This is a genomic window from Nostoc sp. (assembly GCF_036917155.1).
Classification (GTDB): Bacteria; Cyanobacteriota; Cyanobacteriia; order Cyanobacteriales; family Nostocaceae; genus Nostoc.
In genome coordinates this window covers 1-18,386 of record NZ_JBALDZ010000076.1, presented here as the reverse complement: position 1 = coordinate 18,386, position 18,386 = coordinate 1, and the positions used below count along the sequence as shown (strand labels likewise).

The 18,386-nt window shown below is 41.1% G+C and carries 10 protein-coding genes; 8 read left to right on the top strand and 2 right to left on the bottom strand.

All coding sequences use genetic code 11. The annotated features are described in order from the left end of the window. Positions 1 to 181 precede the first annotated feature (181 nt). On the bottom strand, positions 182 to 307 hold the full coding sequence (locus V7K67_RS11265; protein WP_334733108.1) for a hypothetical protein: 126 nt from the start codon (positions 305 to 307) through the stop codon (positions 182 to 184). A gap of 370 nt (positions 308 to 677) precedes the next feature. On the opposite strand from V7K67_RS11265, the gene V7K67_RS11260 reads away from it, so the two are divergent. The 5 genes from V7K67_RS11260 to V7K67_RS11240 all read left to right on the top strand — a co-directional run bounded on the left by V7K67_RS11260 (position 678) and on the right by V7K67_RS11240 (position 8,194). Then, entirely contained in the window at positions 678 to 3,116 is a 2,439-nt protein-coding gene (locus V7K67_RS11260) for a CHASE2 domain-containing protein (protein WP_334733097.1), read from the top strand. Beyond that, on the top strand, positions 3,109 to 3,804 hold the full coding sequence (locus V7K67_RS11255) for a hypothetical protein (RefSeq protein ID WP_335166552.1): 696 nt from the start codon (positions 3,109 to 3,111) through the stop codon (positions 3,802 to 3,804). Before V7K67_RS11260 ends, V7K67_RS11255 begins: the two co-directional genes overlap by 8 nt. A 346-nt stretch (positions 3,805 to 4,150) precedes the next feature. Then, on the top strand, positions 4,151 to 5,551 hold the full coding sequence (locus V7K67_RS11250) for a serine/threonine protein kinase (RefSeq protein ID WP_335166549.1): 1,401 nt from the start codon (positions 4,151 to 4,153) through the stop codon (positions 5,549 to 5,551). Between the two features lie 176 nt (positions 5,552 to 5,727). Beyond that, entirely contained in the window at positions 5,728 to 5,925 is a 198-nt protein-coding gene (locus V7K67_RS11245; protein ID WP_335166547.1) for a hypothetical protein, read from the top strand. 121 nt (positions 5,926 to 6,046) lie between these two features. Beyond that, a complete protein-coding gene (locus V7K67_RS11240) occupies positions 6,047 to 8,194 on the top strand; it encodes a S8 family serine peptidase (protein WP_335166545.1) in 2,148 nt (715 codons plus the stop codon). A gap of 82 nt (positions 8,195 to 8,276) precedes the next feature. On the opposite strand, the gene V7K67_RS11235 is transcribed toward V7K67_RS11240, so the two are convergent. After that, positions 8,277 to 8,864, bottom strand: a complete 588-nt coding sequence (locus V7K67_RS11235; protein ID WP_334733102.1) for a Uma2 family endonuclease — start codon at positions 8,862 to 8,864, stop codon at positions 8,277 to 8,279. A gap of 300 nt (positions 8,865 to 9,164) precedes the next feature. Between V7K67_RS11235 and V7K67_RS11230 the strand changes: the two genes are divergently transcribed. The 3 genes from V7K67_RS11230 to V7K67_RS11220 all read left to right on the top strand — a co-directional run bounded on the left by V7K67_RS11230 (position 9,165) and on the right by V7K67_RS11220 (position 17,854). After that, complete coding sequence (locus tag V7K67_RS11230; protein WP_335166543.1) at positions 9,165 to 11,615, top strand: CHAT domain-containing protein; 2,451 nt, start codon at positions 9,165 to 9,167, stop codon at positions 11,613 to 11,615. 153 nt (positions 11,616 to 11,768) lie between these two features. Continuing rightward, positions 11,769 to 15,467: a CHAT domain-containing protein gene (locus V7K67_RS11225; protein WP_335166541.1), complete on the top strand. Its 3,699-nt coding sequence runs from the start codon at positions 11,769 to 11,771 to the stop codon at positions 15,465 to 15,467. Between the two features lie 113 nt (positions 15,468 to 15,580). After that, positions 15,581 to 17,854, top strand: coding sequence for a caspase family protein (locus V7K67_RS11220; RefSeq protein WP_335166539.1), 2,274 nt, complete (start codon positions 15,581 to 15,583; stop codon positions 17,852 to 17,854). Positions 17,855 to 18,386: the final 532 nt, after the last annotated feature.

Below are 18,386 nucleotides of genomic sequence, written 5' to 3'. Positions count from 1 at the left end.
TGGTAATGTCTTGGCTATCTATGCTGGGTGCAAAAGATCCTTTAGTTTTGCTTTTCTTGTTCTCAAATCCTGTTGGCATTACTCGAACCTTGCACCTAGATGGATTCAATCTTACCCTAGCTCGGATAGTGCCACTTTCAACCCGACATTGCATATCAGGTAAATCAGATAATTCCTCTTGTCAATCGCAGTTCAGACAGATAAACATTTCTCTGACTTCCCCTGCGACTCGCCGAGGAACTTGTACTGAACCCAATGGTTGTAACAATTCTTCTAAATAATCTTTTATAAATTGGTCATTTTGCATAACCTCCCCAAGCGTGAGAGATATAGAGAATTAGCGAGTAATTTACTCTCATCTGCTTGGAGGACTGCTTTTCGTGCATTACCGTCTCAAATCCCTCTCTCTTGTTTTTAGTGCTTTCCCTGTCCTTACCTGTAGGCGTTGCGGAGTCACAGACAAGGGGAAATGTACAAACTACCCTGATTGCACAGGCGCAAACGACACAACAACCCAAGGATGAAGCATTGGGGCTCAACCAATTAGGTGTTCAACAATTAAACACAAGCCAGTTTCAAGAAGCTCTTAAGACTTTTCAGCAAGCTTTAGCTATTAATGCATTTCGGACGCAGTTTATAATGAATACTTACTAATTTTAGATTTTTATTCATATTTGATGATGATTGCTTCTAATTTTTATCTGAAAGTTCAACAGTTTGATAAATTTTGCTCATTTGAATTATCTTGGGGTGGGGGGCAGAATATTGGTGTCACACTCGCCTATCCTGAAAATCTAACGGCGCTTTATCAAGAATGGCAGCAAATTTATCTCCGATTTTATAATACACAACTGCGAGGAAAGGTAGAAGAAATCGGTAGTTTTATTGCACCCAATGTTGATTGGCACGCGCATTTAGTACAATCGGAAGCGCAACTTTTATATGAATTTCATCATTGGTTACGCAGTGTAGAATTATATGAAATTCGGGCAGTGATCGCCCAAGTAACTAAAAACAGTGATAATCCCTATATTGATATTTTTCTAACTTGCAATTCTCTAGAGTTGGCACGATTTCCGTGGGAAGTCTGGGAAATGGGCACAGAATTTGCTCTCGATTCTAGTAAAATTCGTATTGTTCGCACACCCCTAAATAGGCGGGAAACAGTAAATACTAATGCCTACCATGCCCGAAAAGCTAGAATATTAGTAATTTTAGGAGATGAAAGTGGTTTGGATTTTAAAACAGAAAAAGCATCTGTAAGTTCCCTAAAATCCTTAGCTGAAATTACTTTTATTGGCTGGCAACCCCACGGAAGTATCACGGAATTAAAAACCAAAATTGTTCAGGAGATCGCCTCAAAAGTCGGCTGGGATATTTTATTTTTTGCAGGTCATAGTAATGAAACAAATTTGACTGGGGGTGAATTCGGAATTGCCCCTAATACCGCTTTGCTAATTAGTGAGATAGAAGAATCACTAACTATTGCCAAATCAAGAGGATTACAAGTTGCTATTTTTAATTCTTGCAAAGGGTTGAGTATTGCCAATAAGCTCATAGACTTGGGTTTAAGTCAAGTCGCGATTATGCGAGAGCCAATTCATAATCGGGTTGCAGAGGAATTTTTTCTGCAATTTGTGCAAGCTTTGGCGGAATACAAAGATGTCCACGAATCATTATTAGCAGCCTCGAAATATCTGAAATTAGAAAAGAATTTCACTTATCCGAGCGCTTATCTCATTCCCTCTTTATTTCGCCATCCAGAGGCAACTTTATTTAGTCTCAAACCATTTGGTGTCAAGCAATTTCTTAAGAGTTTGAAACCAAATCGTCAAGAAGCGATCGCACTGACAATTATATTATTGATTAGTTTACTATTGCCGGTACAAAACTTTTTATTGCAGAGACGTTTATTAGCACAAGCTATCTATCGTCAATTGACTAATCAAGCAGGAAAACCGACTCCTCCACCGGTGCTGTTAGTAGAAATTGATGAAGAGTCTATCATCAAAGCCAAAATTTCTAACCCGAAACCGTTGGAGCGCACGTATCTAGCAAGTATAGTTGACAAGCTAGCAGCGAATCAAGCCAGAGTAGTCGGTATTGATTATCTCTTAGATCGACCTCAAGAACAAAGCGATCTCATACTCACCAACTCTATCCAAGCTGCTGTTTCTGCACCTCAGCCGACATGGTTTGTTTTTTCAGCTACTTACAACAGGAAAGGGAAATGGCTACAGACGCTACCTAATATTGCTAGTCTTAACTGGAGTTTACAAGGCGAGATTGAGATTAGACCTGCATATATGGAACTTTTCTCTATGGATGATTTACAATCCGAGGCTTGGCAATTTTCTAGTTTATTAACACTAGCAGAGCAATTACAACAAATACCTAACTCGCCACAGCCAAAATTAGATAGCAAAATTGATTTTCTACAACAAATTAATAATTTTCTGAAAGAAGGTAACAAAAGTCATCAAACGATTTTGTCATCACCGCGAGCGCACGTACAACCAGTAACCGCTTTGAGTTATTGGCTAGGGCAAATGTGGATGCACCCCATTGTTGACTTTTCTGTTCCCCCTAATCAGATATATCATTCTATACCTGCTTGGCAATTACTCGAAAATCAAGCTATTCCTCAAAGTTTACAACAGCAAATTGTCATTATTGTTCCCGGAGGATATGACGAAGCTGGAATTACTCAAGACGGCGAAGATAATTTTAAAAATTCGGATTTACCTCTAGCTATTGAATATTGGCGATATCAGGAAAATCCTCTGAATACGAATAGGATACTTACAGGCGGTGAATATCATGCTTATATGGTGCATCATCTGCTAAAGCAGAGATTAGTTATACCAATTCCCGATTTCTGGATGGTTGGTATAGCGATATTGCTAGGCAAAACTATATATTTACTGGGACAAAGAAAGCAGTTTTCTGTATTGCAATGGTTAATACTGCTCAGTATGATTACAGGGTTGTATGGACTAGTTAGCTTGCAAATTTACATCGGTGCAACTGCAATCCTGTTACCTTGGTTTTTCCCATCGATAGCATTGTGGTCTTACGTTTTACCTAATATTTTCAAAAGAAAAACTCATGTATAAACTTTTACTATATACTCTAGTATTCTCAACTATAGCTTTTAGTCCTGTACAGGTTCTATCTAATCAAGCAACACCTGCTCAAAAAAGTTCAATCCAACAAATATTTTCTTGGGCAAATATTTCCCGAATTCTATTTAGTAAAAAACCTCCTGTAGAACCGCGCAAAGGTGGTTCTCGTCCCATTGATCCTATCTGTATGGTTTCCCCAGATGCACCAGCTAAACCCAGAATTGTTTGGAGCGATCGCCCCTTATTTCTTTGGAAAGGTCGAGTGCAAACAATAGCAGTGCGTCTAAGAGATAGTAAGCAAGATTTATGGAATCAATCGGTAACAGAAACTCAGAATATCACCTATCAAGGTGAACCACTGCAACCAGGTCAAACTTATGAATGGGTAGTCAATTCATCAAGGTTCGTCCCATTTAAAATTATGGACACTAAAGAGCGCGATCGCATCACCGCAGAATTGCAGACTCTAGAAAATCAACTGCAAGCACAAGGTGTAGGTATTGAAGCGATCGCCCTTGCTAAAGCCAAGTATTTCGCTGATTCTAATCTGTGGTCAGATGCCTTACAGCAAGCTTACTCCGTGCCAAATCCTTCAGATGGATTGAAGGAGATGATCAAAAATATCGGTAACTTGTGTGACGTACCGAAATCAGACGGTCATAATTCCGCAACTCGTTAGGAAATCACTCTCATTTTGCATAATCTTTCAACACTCAGAGATATATACCTGTGAGCAGCAAGAAAACCTATGTATTTAATATTTTAGGAGATAGAAAAATGAAAGGTTTAAAATTAGCAGCAATTCTGGTATTGGGAACATTGACTTTTATACCCAAAGCTAAAGCTAAAAGCTTGTTGAACACTTGACAAATAATCAAATACTTTTGGTGACTGACATTGCCAGATGATAGGTGCAAAGAACAATTTGGTAGACGATTGCCGCTACGAATTAGCGACTGGAATGGTTGGCGGATGAGTTTAAGTATGGTTTAGGAATAAAAATCACAAGAGAGTAAATCCTTTCTATGATTGATAAAATTTTAGGCGAACGATACGAAATTCAGCAGGAGTTGGCAAAAAAGGCTGGGCGACAGACACTCTTAGCTAGAGATTTGGGAACTAATGAATTAGTAGTTATAAAATTACTCTCTTTTACCAATGACTTTGAATGGGATTCACTTAAGCTGTTTGAGCGAGAAGCCAACACTTTAAAGTCTTTGTCACATCCCTTTATCCCTCGCTATTTAGATTATTTTGAAGTAAATTCACCTACTATCAAAGGATTTGCTCTTGTCCAAACTTATATACCAGCCCAAACTTTAGAACAAAATTTACAAGCTGGTCGAACTTTTACAGAAGCTGAACTCAAAGAGATAGCTTCATCAGTTCTCTCCATTCTCATTTATCTACATGGACTAAATCCACCTGTTATTCACCGTGATATTAAGCCTAGTAATATTTTATTGGGGGATCGTTCTGGTAATAGTGTCGGTCAAATTTATCTGGTAGATTTTGGTTCTGTGCAAACAGCTAAAGCAGAAGAAGGTGGGACAAGAACTGTAGTAGGAACCTATGGCTATATGCCACCCGAACAATTTGGTAGCCGCACAGTAAGTGCCTCTGATCTTTATGGTTTAGGCGCAACATTAATTTACTTGGTAACAGGTATTCACCCAGCAGATTTACCTCAACAGGATTTTCGCATTCAGTTTGAACAAGTGGCTAATTGCAGTTCCAGACTAACTACTTGGTTGAGGTGGATGACAGAACCTAGTTTAGAAAAGCGTCTCAGTTCTGCGGATAAAGCACTCGAAGCTTTGCATGAAATGGAACTGCAAGGTTCTATAACTTTAAGCGCTAAAAAACAAACTTGTACTAAAGTTGAACTGACCAAAATTAAGCTTAATAAAAATGAGAATGTTCTAGAAATTATCATCCCACCGACTGTTTCTTTCTGCAATATTTTTAACGTTGTTTGCATTCTTCTAGTAACTTTAATTTTGATAATAATTTCACTTTCAGCTTCTTCTAATATCTCTAGCTTTGCTTCTCTCATTCCTTTCATGCTTGCCACGGGTTTTTCGTATGCTTTATATCAGGCAATTTTTGATTTACTTGGATGCATTCGACTGCGTATAGATAGCCAAAAAATTACCTTAACCTACACCTTATGTGGGGTTTTATTTTATCGTCGTCAGTCATCACGTCGAGGCAGTCACAGTGTTTCTAAACTGGTGTATATTCCGAGATACTTTACTGAAGGAGCTCATGGAGAAACTGAAACTCCAGCAAAATTGCAGATTTGGGCAGGTACAAAAAATTATCAACTTAGTATTTTTAGTAGCAGAGTCAGAACTGAAGTTGAAATTCAATGGTTAGCTCGTGAAGTAAGCGATTGGTTAGGTATAGAGATAACAAATGTTTAATTGCATTTCAATGTTTGCAAATCAAATAGGATTGCAATACCCAAATTAGACGGTAATAATTTCCCAAATTGTTAGTATATGTCCCTGATTTTGCATAATCTCTCAACACTCAGAGATATATACCTGTGAAGAGCAAGAAAACCTCTGCAATATTTAAGATTTTAGGAGACACAACAATGAAAGGTTTGAAATTAGCAGCAGCAATTCTAGTATTTATCACATTGACTTTTACACCCAAAGCTGAAGCTAAAAGTTTGTTCAACACTCGACAAGTAGCTGATTTACAGAAATCATTCACGCTGTTTAAACAAGAGGGTAATCAGGAATTCGCCCAAAAAGCCACTGACGCAATTGAGAAGATACAGCAGAGTTAAACTCTATTGCATAATTCTGACGACTAGGTGCAGAACAAGAAGCAAAAGCGATCATAAACGAGAACCCCTATAAGGGCTTCAGCCCTGACTACAAAATAATCTCTCAATCAAAGAAAATAACATGATGAAACGCATTACATCTGGGATTTTAATAACTGGTTTTGTTTGGTCTGGCTTGGGTATGTTCTCCCTACCACCACAAGTTACCGCAGTTGCTCAAACTCAAGACGATGGTAATTTATTTTACCTTTATAAAGGACAACGCATTCCCCTAAACCAACGGCAAGATACGATCGCAGTTGCCTTTAAAAAAGTAGCAACCCGTGACCTGGCTGCTACTCCCCTGTACCTCCAACTTCAAAAAGACCTCCAGGGTAGTATTCGCGCAATTACTCCACCAAGGGTCAGTCCTTTGGGCGAGAACTATGCTGTGGTCAGTCTGCCAACAGGAACTAGGGATATCGTACAGCAGAACATTCAACAGCAACCTTATGTGCAAAGTACTCTACCAGTGCTAAGTCGCAGCCAACGCCAAGAAATCATTATTGTCCCCAACGAAATTATCATCAGCTTTGATGCCAAACTGACCGAGGCTGAGAAACAAACAATTTTACAGCAAAATAATTTAGCGATTATCCGTCCATTGCGCTTTAACCGCGATCGCTATATAGTCAAATCCACAGTTGCTACTGGCACAAAAATTCTCAATACTGCCAACCAGCTAAACAGTGTCAAGGGAGTTACTTCTGCTGCACCCAACTTTATCCAATCTGTTACTGACGAAAATCTCAAAACAGCTGCTAAACAAGTCGCTAATCTGAAAAATTCTCAGCAATATTATAATCTGACGAAACAGAATACTGCCCCTCAATCTACTAGAGCTATTTCCCCAAAAACCAACTTCTTGGGATTGGCGTGGCATTTGGATAGTTTACCCCTCAAAGAATGTCTGCAAGAAGAGGTATCTAGCTGGGAATCACTGCAAACTTGTCTGCAAAAACCAAATGTCACAAAATCGGCTATAACCCGTACAGATATGCGGGTTACAGATGCCTGGAAACATAGCAACGGCGGACGCGGTGTAGTTGTGGCAGTTATCGACAGTTTGATTCAATGGGATCATCCCGATTTGGTAGATAGTTTGTATACAGTGAAAGCTGCTGATAAATGTCCAGGGGAAGTCCACGGTTGGGATTTTTCTGCTGGCGGTGATAGCAGCAACCCCTGCGAAAACGGTGATCCTGATACTCGTGTTAGCCCCGTAGAACTGGCTATTCTCGCTGCCAAATTTCAAGATACCTTCCAATTATCTGATGCCAAATTAGTTCAGCAATATCCCGAAGAAGCCCTGGAAGTGAAGCAAAACAACCCAGATTACTCTCTAGAGCAAATCGCGACTGTTTTACGTTACGTTTTTCGCACTTATAAAATAGGTGCGGAATTTCACGGCACTTATGTGAGTGGAACCATTGCTGCTAAACCGCAAAATGGTGAAGGACTAGTAGGCGTGGCTCCCAATGCTCAAATTTTACCAGTGCGGGTATTTGGGTTGAATGGTAGTATTCTCACCTCAGCTTACATCGAAGCTATAGGTTATGCAGCCTCGCGCGGTGCTGATATCATTAATCTTAGCCTGGGTGCTAGTCTGCCATCTGAGGGAGAAGAAGAAGCGATCGCTGATGTTCTCAAAGCACATCCTAAACTAGTAATTGTGGCTGCTGCTGGCAACGAAAACTTAAACAAAGTATCTTTTCCTGCTGCTTATGCCGGAGTAGTTGCAGTTGGCGCAACTAATATTGACGGTAATCGTGCGCCCTACAGTAACTACGGAAAAGGATTAGATGTAGTTGCACCCGGAGGCGACTTAAATGCACCAGGATTATTGGGTGGAATTCCCGCCACAGGCGGTACTTGGCTGAATGCCTTCTGGCAAGGTATCCCCAATCCTGAATCTCGTTGGTCTTCTGTGGTTGATCTTAAAGGTAAATATTGGTGGGTGCAGGGTACTTCTTTTTCTTCGCCAGCCGTGGCGGGGGTAGTGGCATTGATGAAAGGAGAAAATAGAGAACTTAGCAGAAACCGCTTGGTTAATATCCTCAAATCTACAGCCAGTTATGAAGGGCTGAGTATGTCTGAGGAAGATACTAAATTATATGGTTCCCTGCCAAGTAAAAGTGCAGTGTCTTCCTCAAAAGGTCAGCAGTACTTCTTTGGTCAAGGATTAGTCAACGCTGATGCAGCAGTGCAAGCGGTGAAAAAGGGACGATAAAGCCAATTTGGATGTTTAAGATGTAGAGACGCTGCAATGCAACGTCTCTACTGTTGGGTACGAGATGGGAAAATCCGTATTTCTAGGCATTTACAACCGTGGGAAAAATCCGACTCAAGTCTAATAAGACATCTTCAAATCCAGGAATCGCCACTGACTGATATGGCAAAAATATCTGTTTGCTGAGATAATTAAATTCACCTTGAGCATTTTGATACGGTTGGCTGTAACGCTCAAGTTGGCGAACATTTAAGTTGACAATCCAATAATCAGAAATTCCGGCTTCTGCGTAGACTTCTAACTTTGTTGTTTGGTCGTAATTTAGGGTTGAGTCCGAAATTTCAATCACTAAAAAAATATCTTCGGGATAAGGATGGTGGGGAAGATAGTCAGTCTCATTTCCGCGTGCGATCGCCACATCTGGTTCAGGTTCACTATCTGATGGTAGTATAATTGGCTCTTGACAACGCACAACAGCCCCATCGCCCAGCAATCGATCCAGTTGTCTACAAAGTCGAGTTGTGCAAAATGTATGAGGTGTGCCTTTGGCTACCATCTGAATTAGTTCTCCGCGAATTAATTCAATGCGATCGCTCTCCTTTAAAAATTCCAGTTCAATCAGCCGATGATATTCGTCAATAGTAAATCGCTTTGGTGTGACAACGTTCATGGGACATCACCGATTTAACTGTTATGTACTTTCTAGCTTACCATCTGTATTTATTGGCTTTTGCCCATTTTGCGATCGCAAAATTTTCTTGTAAAACGGGTGAGACACCTTGATTTACAATACACTCACAATAATAAACCGCCCTTGATCGCAAACCAAGCTGTTGGCGGTAAGCGTAGCCATGCCGTCAGGCTTATCGCTTTTGTTCACTCTTGCACAGTGGATCTAATTTGCATATCCTTCAGCAGGTGAGAGATATATCTCCTTAAACTCGCTGCATTACTCCTGACTCTAAAATCTATGGGCGATCGCAAACTTAGTTTAACCGCATTGATCACTCTCATCTTGACTGTTTCATTGCCGATTGCAAATTTGCCTCCACTATTCCAGGCGTCGGCGGTACTGGCGCAAACGCCAGCGAATCGTAAAGACGAAGCAGATCGTCTTTTACAGCAAGGTAGAGAGCAATATCAAACTAATCAATCGGAAGCTGCATTAAAATCTTGGCAACAAGCATTGATTATTTACCAAAAAATTAGAGATTATAAAAGTGAAGTCAAGGTATTAAATAATATTGGTCTGGTACACCAGCAACAAGCAGAATATGCCAGTGCCATTGATTACCTACAGCGTTCCTTAAGCATAGCAATATCCATAAAAGACCAGTTAGGTCAAGCTAAAGCGCTGGGTAATCTCGGTACTGTATTTCAAGATACAGGAGATTATGCTCAATCAATTTATTATCACCAACAAAATTTAGCGATCGCACGAAAAATAAAAGACAAGCAAAGTGAAGGGAAAGCACTTGCTAATCTTGGCCTTGTTTACTATTTCTTAGGCGATGCTACAACGGCGATTAAAAATTATTGGGAAGCTTTAGCAATTTTTCAAAAAATTTCAGATAGTCAAAGTCAGGGGGCATCGTTAAATAATCTCGGTCTTGCTTACTCTGCAATTGGAGATTACCCTAAAGCAATTCAAAACTACCAACAGGCTTTAACAATTGTCCGAGAAATCACAAACCGTCAACTTGAAGGAAAAATCCTGGGTAATTTGGGTAGCATCTATTATGTTTTAGGGAAATACTCTCAAGCTATTGATTATCAACAAAAATGGCTAGCAATAGCACGGCAAATTGACGATAATCAAAGCCAGGAAAACGCTATAGGCAATTTAGGTTTTACTTACTATACTCTGAAAGACTACCCCAAGGCTATTGATTATCAACAGCAGAGTTTGGCAATTGCGCGGAAAATTAACGACCGACTTGGTGAGGGTACATCTCTCTTAAATTTAGGACTTGCTTTCTATAAATCTGGTAATCTTCCCATAGCAGAGAAAAGTCTTTATGAAGCAATCAATATTTGGGAAGCTCTCAGAAATACAAAATTAAAGTTACAAGATACTAATAAAGTATCTCTTTTTGATACTCAGATAAACACTTATACACTCTTACAGCAAGTTTTAATTGCTCAAAATAAACCCGATAGGTCCTTAGAAATCTCAGAGCGTGGTCGCGCTAGAGCTTTGGTGGAGCTAATTGCATCTCGCTTATCTAGCGATAATAGCAATGAAGCCAAACCTCCCCAATCGCTGACAATTGCGGAGATGAAACAAATTGCCAATATACAGAATTCCACTCTAGTTCAATATTCAATAATTAGAGATGTAGGTAAAGTAGAATTTAAAGAATTAGAACTCTACATTTGGGTAATCAAACCCACAGGTGAAGTTACCTTCCGCAAAGCTGACTTGAAACCCCTGTGGCAAAAAAATAAGACAACTTTAAACGACTTCATTCTCACCAGTCGTAACTGCATCGGTGCAAAAAGTACAGCTTTCCGCAATGCTATTGATATAGCTGACAATCCCAATGCACCCAAAGCCAAAGACAATTTAAAGCGTCTACACGAATTATTAATCAACCCCATCGCTGACTTATTACCCAAAAATTCTAGCGACAGAGTTATCTTCATTCCCCAAAGTAGCCTATTCCTCGTCCCCTTCGCCGCATTACAAGACGCAGACGGTAAATACCTGATTGAAAAACATACTATTCTCACATCACCATCAATTCAGGTTTTAGATTTAACCCACAAACAGAAACAACGGATCGGCACAAAACCCATAGAAGGAAAAGATACGCTGATTGTAGGTAATCCAACAATGCCTTTTATTGCCCCAAAAATCGGCGAAACTCCGCAACAATTAAAACCTTTACCTGGTGCAGAACTTGAAGCAAATGCAATTAGCAAGTTACTCAAAACTGAACCTCTCGTCGGTAGCAAAGCAACAGAAGCAACTGTAGTCAAGCGTTTACCCCAAGCGCGATTTGTGCATTTAGCAACCCACGGTTTATTTGATGATATCCAAGGATTAAATAGCGGTATTGCTTTGACTCCATCGGGTAAAGATGATGGTTTATTAACAGCTTCCCAAATCCTCGATCTGAAGCTAAATACCGAATTAGTCGTTTTAAGCGCTTGCGACACCGGACGCGGACACCTAACCGGGGATGGGGTAATTGGTTTATCTCGTTCCTTCATTAGTGCTGGTGTACCCAGTGTCTTAGTATCCCTTTGGTCGGTTCCAGATGCACCCACAGCACTATTAATGACGGAATTTTATCAAAATCTGCAAAACGGCTCCGACAAAGCGCAAGCACTGCGGCAAGCGATGTTGACTACGATGAAAAATAATCCGAATCCCGTTGATTGGGCAGCTTTTACTCTCATTGGGGAAGCAGAGTAGTTTAACTAATTCGTAATTCGTAATGGCGCTGCTGCGTCGCCCTAAGCGTTGGCGTAGCCTCTCGTAGAGAAGCTATGCCGCAGGCTTTACGCTACGCTAACGTAATTCGTAATTGTTAGAGATTCCGAAAAGATAAATTAAATAACGCTAATTATGACCAAACTACATCCTCTAAGATTAATCCTGTTGCTGTGCCTATCCTTGTGTTCAGAAACAGTCAGCGCATATCCCAAACCAATACCTTTAACCGTACCCCCTCAAATAATAACCCAAAGCAACACCCTAGACAGCAACCGTGCTGCGGCCCAAAAAGCAGAAGCAGAAGCCCAACAATTAGGCAAACAGAAAGCACCCTTGTTAAGCCAAATCATTCCTAAATGGGAAGAAGCTCTAAAATATTGGCGTTTGGCAAAAGATCGCAAAAAAGAAGCCAAAACTCTCAATCAAATAGCTCGATTATACTTTATTCGAGGTGAATATCCGAAAGCTTTGGAATATGCTCAGAAAGCTCTGCCTATTTGTCAAGCTTTAGGCGATAAGGAAGATGAAGGAGCAGTCACTACTTCACTTACCTTGATCTACGATATGATGGGAGAACATCAGAAGTCGATCGATATCCGTCTGCAAGTTCCATTACTATTTCCTAAAGAGCCTAACTTGCAAACTATCATTTTTAGCTCAATTGGAGAGATTTACGCTGATAAATTAGGCGAAAAACAGAAAGCACTTGAGTATTACAACAAAGCTTTGGCTTCCTGGAAAGAAAAAGGTGATGTTCTCCGACAAGCTGAAACACTCGAATTTATTGCTTCGTTTTATACCCACTTAGGTGAAATAAACAAAAGCGTTGAAATCTTCAAGCAAGCTAATATTCTCGATCCCGAATTTAAGAGAAGCTCAAGCTCCGATGTGCGTTACCTCTCGTTAGCACTTTCAATTTGTTCTGATAAATTAGCATCATTAAAAAAGCCTCCCAAGATTGAGCAACGAAAGAACTCGTCGAATCAATCAGCAACTCCTAATACTGTCGCAGATGCCAACAATCGTATCGAAAAATGGAAACAAGAGGCTCAAAAATGGCGCACTCAAGAGAGTCTTTGGCGTGAGGCGGAAGTTCTACAAGAAATTGGCGATTTTGGATACAGCGAAATAGGGGAGTATCAAAAAGCCTTTGATGTTTATAAACAAGCACTAAAACTTAGGCAAATGATGGGCGGTAAGCCTGAGGAAGCGAGCACACTTACCGATATTGCTGATATTCTAAACAAGCAAGGGAAAAAACAAGAAGCGATTGATGCCCTCAATCAAGCCTTAGACATTCAACGTCAGATTAAAAATCTTCCAGACGAAGCAGCTACTTTGTTGACTCTCGGTGATGTTTACTCCTCTTTAGGGGCATATTCTGAGAGTTTACATACTTATGATCAAGCATTATCCAAATGGAGAACTATTGGTAATCGCAGCAGTGAAACTATGACTCTGAGCAACATTGGTGCTGTTTATCGAAAGTTGCAAGATTACCCACAAGCCCAGAATTATTATCAGCAAGCTTTGTCTATATCTAAAGACACGGGAAACTGTCATAATGAAGCCTTATCATTAGAGCATATTAGTGGAACTTACCTAGATTCGGGAGATGATCAACAAGCAATTAGTTTTGGCAATCAGGCTCTAGCTTTATCTCGTAATTTAGAGATGGTTGAGTATAAATTAGCCACACAAGCAAGGATACTTAATGTCCGCGCTGAAGTTGAGATTAAACAAGGAAATTATTCCCAGGCTCTAGAAGACTCTCAAAAAGCCAGAAAATTGGCAGGAGAAATAGGTGCTAGGGAGATAGAGGGAGCAGCTTACACCAAAGTGGCTGAAGCTTACGCAGCCCTTAAACAACCCGAAAAAGCTATACAAACTTATGAAGAACAATTTGCTTTCTATGGTGAAATGGGCTTTCTTTCTGAACAAGCCCAAAGTCGCTACAACATCGCCAAACTGCAACGCCAAAACAACCAACTCCAAGCAGCTCTCACGCAGATAGATAAAGCAATAAAAATCATCGAAAGCATCCGCAAAGAAGTCGTTAGTTCAGATTTACGAACCTCCTTTTTTGCCACCGTCCAGGATTATTATCGACTCAAAATTGACATCTTGATGGAACTCCACAAAAAAGACCCATCAAAAGGATACGATGCTCAAGCAATCGAAACAAGCGATCGCTCTCGCGCTAGGGGACTTGTAGAACTCTTAACCGAAGCACGCGCCAATATCCGCAAAGGTGCAAACCCAAAACTTTTAGAAGAAGAACAACGCTTACAAGCTTTAATTGATGCTAGAGAAAAACTGCGGTTTGAGATAGTTAATAGTAATAAAATTAAAGACCCGATTTCTCAAGCCAACGCTGACAAGTTGAAAACAGAAATTGACGAACTCCTGGGACAACAAAAGGAACTGGAAACGAAAATCCGCCAAAGTAGTCCAAAATACGCCAACCTGAAGTATCCCCAACCCCTAAAATTACCGCAAATTCAGCAACAACTCGATAAAGACACGCTGCTGTTACAGTATTCCTTGGGCGAGGAACGCAGTTTTCTATGGGTGGTGAGTCCCAATTCTCTCGATACTTACGAACTTCCCAAAAAACAAGAGATCGAAAAAAGCGCCATCAATTTATTTTGTCTGATCAGCCAGAACAGTTCTAAACCACCTTCGGTAACAAATAAAGAAAACCCCTGTACAGATATCAAAACTTGGCGGACTGACAAAGCAGCTACCGAACTCAGTCAACTCATTCTCGCACCCGTGAAAGATAAATTGGGCACAAAACGCTTAGTTATTGTTGCGGATGGAGCTTTGCAATACATTCCCTTTGCGGCGTTGGCTGACCTAACCCCCCAACCCACTACCCTGCAAGGGAAGGGGGAGAAAGATAAACTCCCCTCCCCTACCAGGGGAGGGGCTGGGGGAGAGGTGATTTCGGGAAGAGGTATTGATGTTATCCCAAATATGCCGGCATCAGGAAACAACTTTAACTACCAACCCCTATTTGTTAACCATGAAATTGTCAATCTACCTTCCGCCTCAACGATCGCTATTCAACGCCAAGAACTCAACGCACGCAAACAAGCACCCAAAACCTTGGCTATCTTCGCTGACCCAGTATACAACGCTACTGATACGCGAGTTACAGACGCCCAAAACAAACAACAAAATAAACAAGAATCCATCGATATCGAACTAGAACGTTCTGCCCTCAATCGTTCTGGCGATACCTCGCTATTCGAGCGACTGCTAGGTACTCGCACAGAAGCGGAGACAATTTTAAAACTCGTACCCGATTATAACAGTCTGCAAGCCTTTGATTTTGATGCTAACTACACTTTGGCAACTAGCAGCAGTCTCAACCAATACCGTATTTTACACTTTGCTACTCACGGCTTTGTCAACGATGAAAACCCAGAGCTATCAGGTATCGTCCTTTCTCTGGTAGATAAACAAGGTAAAAACATCCGGGGATATCTGCGCTTAGAAGACTTATTTAACCTCGATTATCCAGCTGATTTAATTGTTCTAAGTGCCTGTGAAACTGGTTTAGGCAAGGAAATCCAAGGTGAAGGCTTGGTGGGATTGACAAGAGGACTAATGTATGCAGGTGCAGAACGACTGGTGGTGTCATTGTGGCAGGTTAGCGATGAAGGTACATCTGTATTTATGCAGGAATTTTACAAACAAATGTTGCAGCAAGGCAAGCCAGCGAATCAGGCATTACGGGAGACGCAATTGAAAATGTGGCATCAGGAGAAATGGCGTAATCCCAATTATTGGGCGGCGTTTACGTTCTTGGGTGAGTGGCGATGACAACTCACGCCGATTTACTCAACTCAAAAGCACTGGAATATTTTGCATAACCTCACATAACCCAGAGATACAATCCTTGAAAGCGACTTCAGCCAAAATATAAATAAGATTTTATGTCTAACATTAAACGCCGTCATTTTCTCCAATTTTCTGCTTCTACTCTTGCAACATTGGGTTTAAGCCAGTTGGATATTATGCAGCAGGGCGAACGCATGAGCCAAGTTCTCGCCCAAAGCACACCCCGTAAACTGGCGCTACTGGTGGGAATAAATGAGTATTCTGATCCAATCCTAGCTTTAAAAGGTTGTGTAAATGACGTAATGTTGCAGAAAGAATTATTAATTTACCGCTTTGGCTTTAAACCAGAGGATATCCGCATCTTGACGGATAAACAAGCTACCCGTCAAGGTATCCTCACAGCCTTTGAAGAACATTTGATTAAGCAAGCTAAACCTGGAGATGTGGTAGTATTCCACTATTCCGGGCATGGTTCACAAGTAGAAGATCGCGATCGCGATTCACCAGATGGACTCAACAGCACTTTTGTACCCATCGATAGCGAATATTCGGTCCTTGGTGGCCCAGTCCAAGACATTATGGGACACACGCTGTTTTTACTCATGTATGCGTTGAAAACAGATAACGTTACAGTTGTATTAGATAGTTGTCATTCTGGCGGTGGAACACGGGGGAATTTGCGGGTGCGATCGCGCGATGGTGGGCCGAAGTTCCAACCGAGTCCAGGAGAACTCGATTATCAGCGACAATGGTTAGGAAAACTCGGACTTTCACAACAAAAGTTTATCGAACTCCGCAGAAAAGGTGTTGCGAAGGGAGTTGTCATCGCTAGCGCCAAACGTGAACAGTTGGCCGCCGATGCTTGTTTTGACGATTTTTATGCCGGAGCCTTTACCTATTTATTGACTCAATATCTATGGCAGCAAAGTGGGAATGAACCTGTCAATAGAGCGATCGTCAATGTAGCTCGGAATACGAAATACTTAGCGACCAAAGAAGGCAACAATCAAGATCCAGAATTAGAAACAAATTTTAGCAAAGAGAATACCAACGCACCCATTTATTTTTCTCGCTTTTCGGCTCTGCCGGCTGAGGCTGTGGTAACTCAAGTTAACAAAGACCAAGTGAAATTATGGCTCGGCGGTATAGATTCACAAAGTTTGGAAGCTTTTAAAAAAGATATAATTTTAACTGTCTTAGATCCGAATGGCGGTGAAAGAGGACTGGTAAAGTTAGGCGCTCGTCAAGGATTAATTGCCGACGGAAAACTCCTAACCACTGCTAGGGCAGAAATCCCAATTCAACCAGGAACTTTATTACAAGAACGCATCCGCAGTATTCCCAGCGATTTGACTTTAAAGATTGGGCTAGATAAATCCTTAGATAATAATACAGCCCAACAGGTAACACAAGCGTTACGGTCAATCAATCGCATTGAACCCAAACCCTTGGGAACTGTTGAAGTGCAATATATTTTTGGGCGCATGACTGATGCTAAACATCAGCAATTACAAAAACAGCGAGTAGCTAATCTCCCAACGGTGGGTAGTTTTGGCTTATTTTTACCTAGCCAAGATCAGATAGTTCCCGCGTCTTTTGGTAATAGTAAGGAAACAGTGAGTGAGGCGGTAAAGCGGTTGCAACCTAAGTTAAAATCGCTGCTAGCAGCCAGAATTGTCAAGCAAATGCTGGGCAATACTAATACATCCAAAATTGCAGTCACGGCATCCATGAATATCGCTGGCAATAACGAGTTACTTGGCGAAACTTTTACGATTCGCGGTGTGAAAAAAGCAACTCAACAAACAAAGAAACCAGCCCCCGTACAGGCTATAAATTACTCTGATTCTGGTGTCGCCAAATTACCAATCGGAACTGCAATTACTTTCCAAGTTCAAAATAACGAGTCTAGCCCTCTATACGTCAGCATTTTAGTAATTGATGCTCAAGGAGAAATGACAGTTATTTTTCCTAATGATTGGTCAGCCTCAGAAGATGCTGCATTAGTACAGGCAAAACAAAAGCAGGCGATTCCCCAAGCTGATGATGCCTTTAAACTTACTATCGGTGAACCCTTGGGAATCTCAGAAGCCCTAATCATCGCCAGTACAACACCTCTGCGGACTTCTCTCAAAGCCTTGCAAAAAATTGCTCAGTCAAGAGGACTGGAAAACCGCCGTGCGCCTGTTGCCGTCCCTGATGAAGTGTTAGATGTTACTAATAGTTTGCTTGATGACTTAGATGCAGGGACTCGTGGCGGCATTAATGTCGAAGGGATCGCTCTTCCCGATGGAGTTCGCGGTATTGATACCAAAAAACTCGCAGGAATGGCGATCGCTTTTGAGGTAGTTCCTGCTACGAGTAGTTAGCTAATTTCGTGACACTTTACCAAGTTATCCGTGCCGGGAAAGCCCCTAAATTCTATTTATGGGGGCTAGAGCGCCGGTCAAGTACAAGTAGTTGACGTAAAGCGCAGGATATGGGTGTTATGTTAATCGAACGTTTATCCCGCATTTCTCACTCTTCAGTAGGGGCGGGTTAACAGATATAATCCATCATTCATGAATGTCTCGCTTAACCCGCCCCTAAGACCTCTGCACTTCGGTTTGATAAATCTGGTGAGAAATCCTTATGCACTCAGTTTTAATGCGATCGCTAAAAACTAGACCTCAAAATTTAGCCATCAATAGGCGTTTTGACCATACACACGTAATGACGTTTTTGTCAATATATATTAGTTGACCGGCGCTCTAGGCACGGGCGAATTTATTCGCAGTGATATGTCTCTTGTGATATAATTACGTACGTTAGTGTATTCAACGTAATGATGCTGGGATTTGAGGCAAAATTGGAAGGAACAAAAGAACAGTACCAATCGCTTGATGAGGCGATTAGAACTGC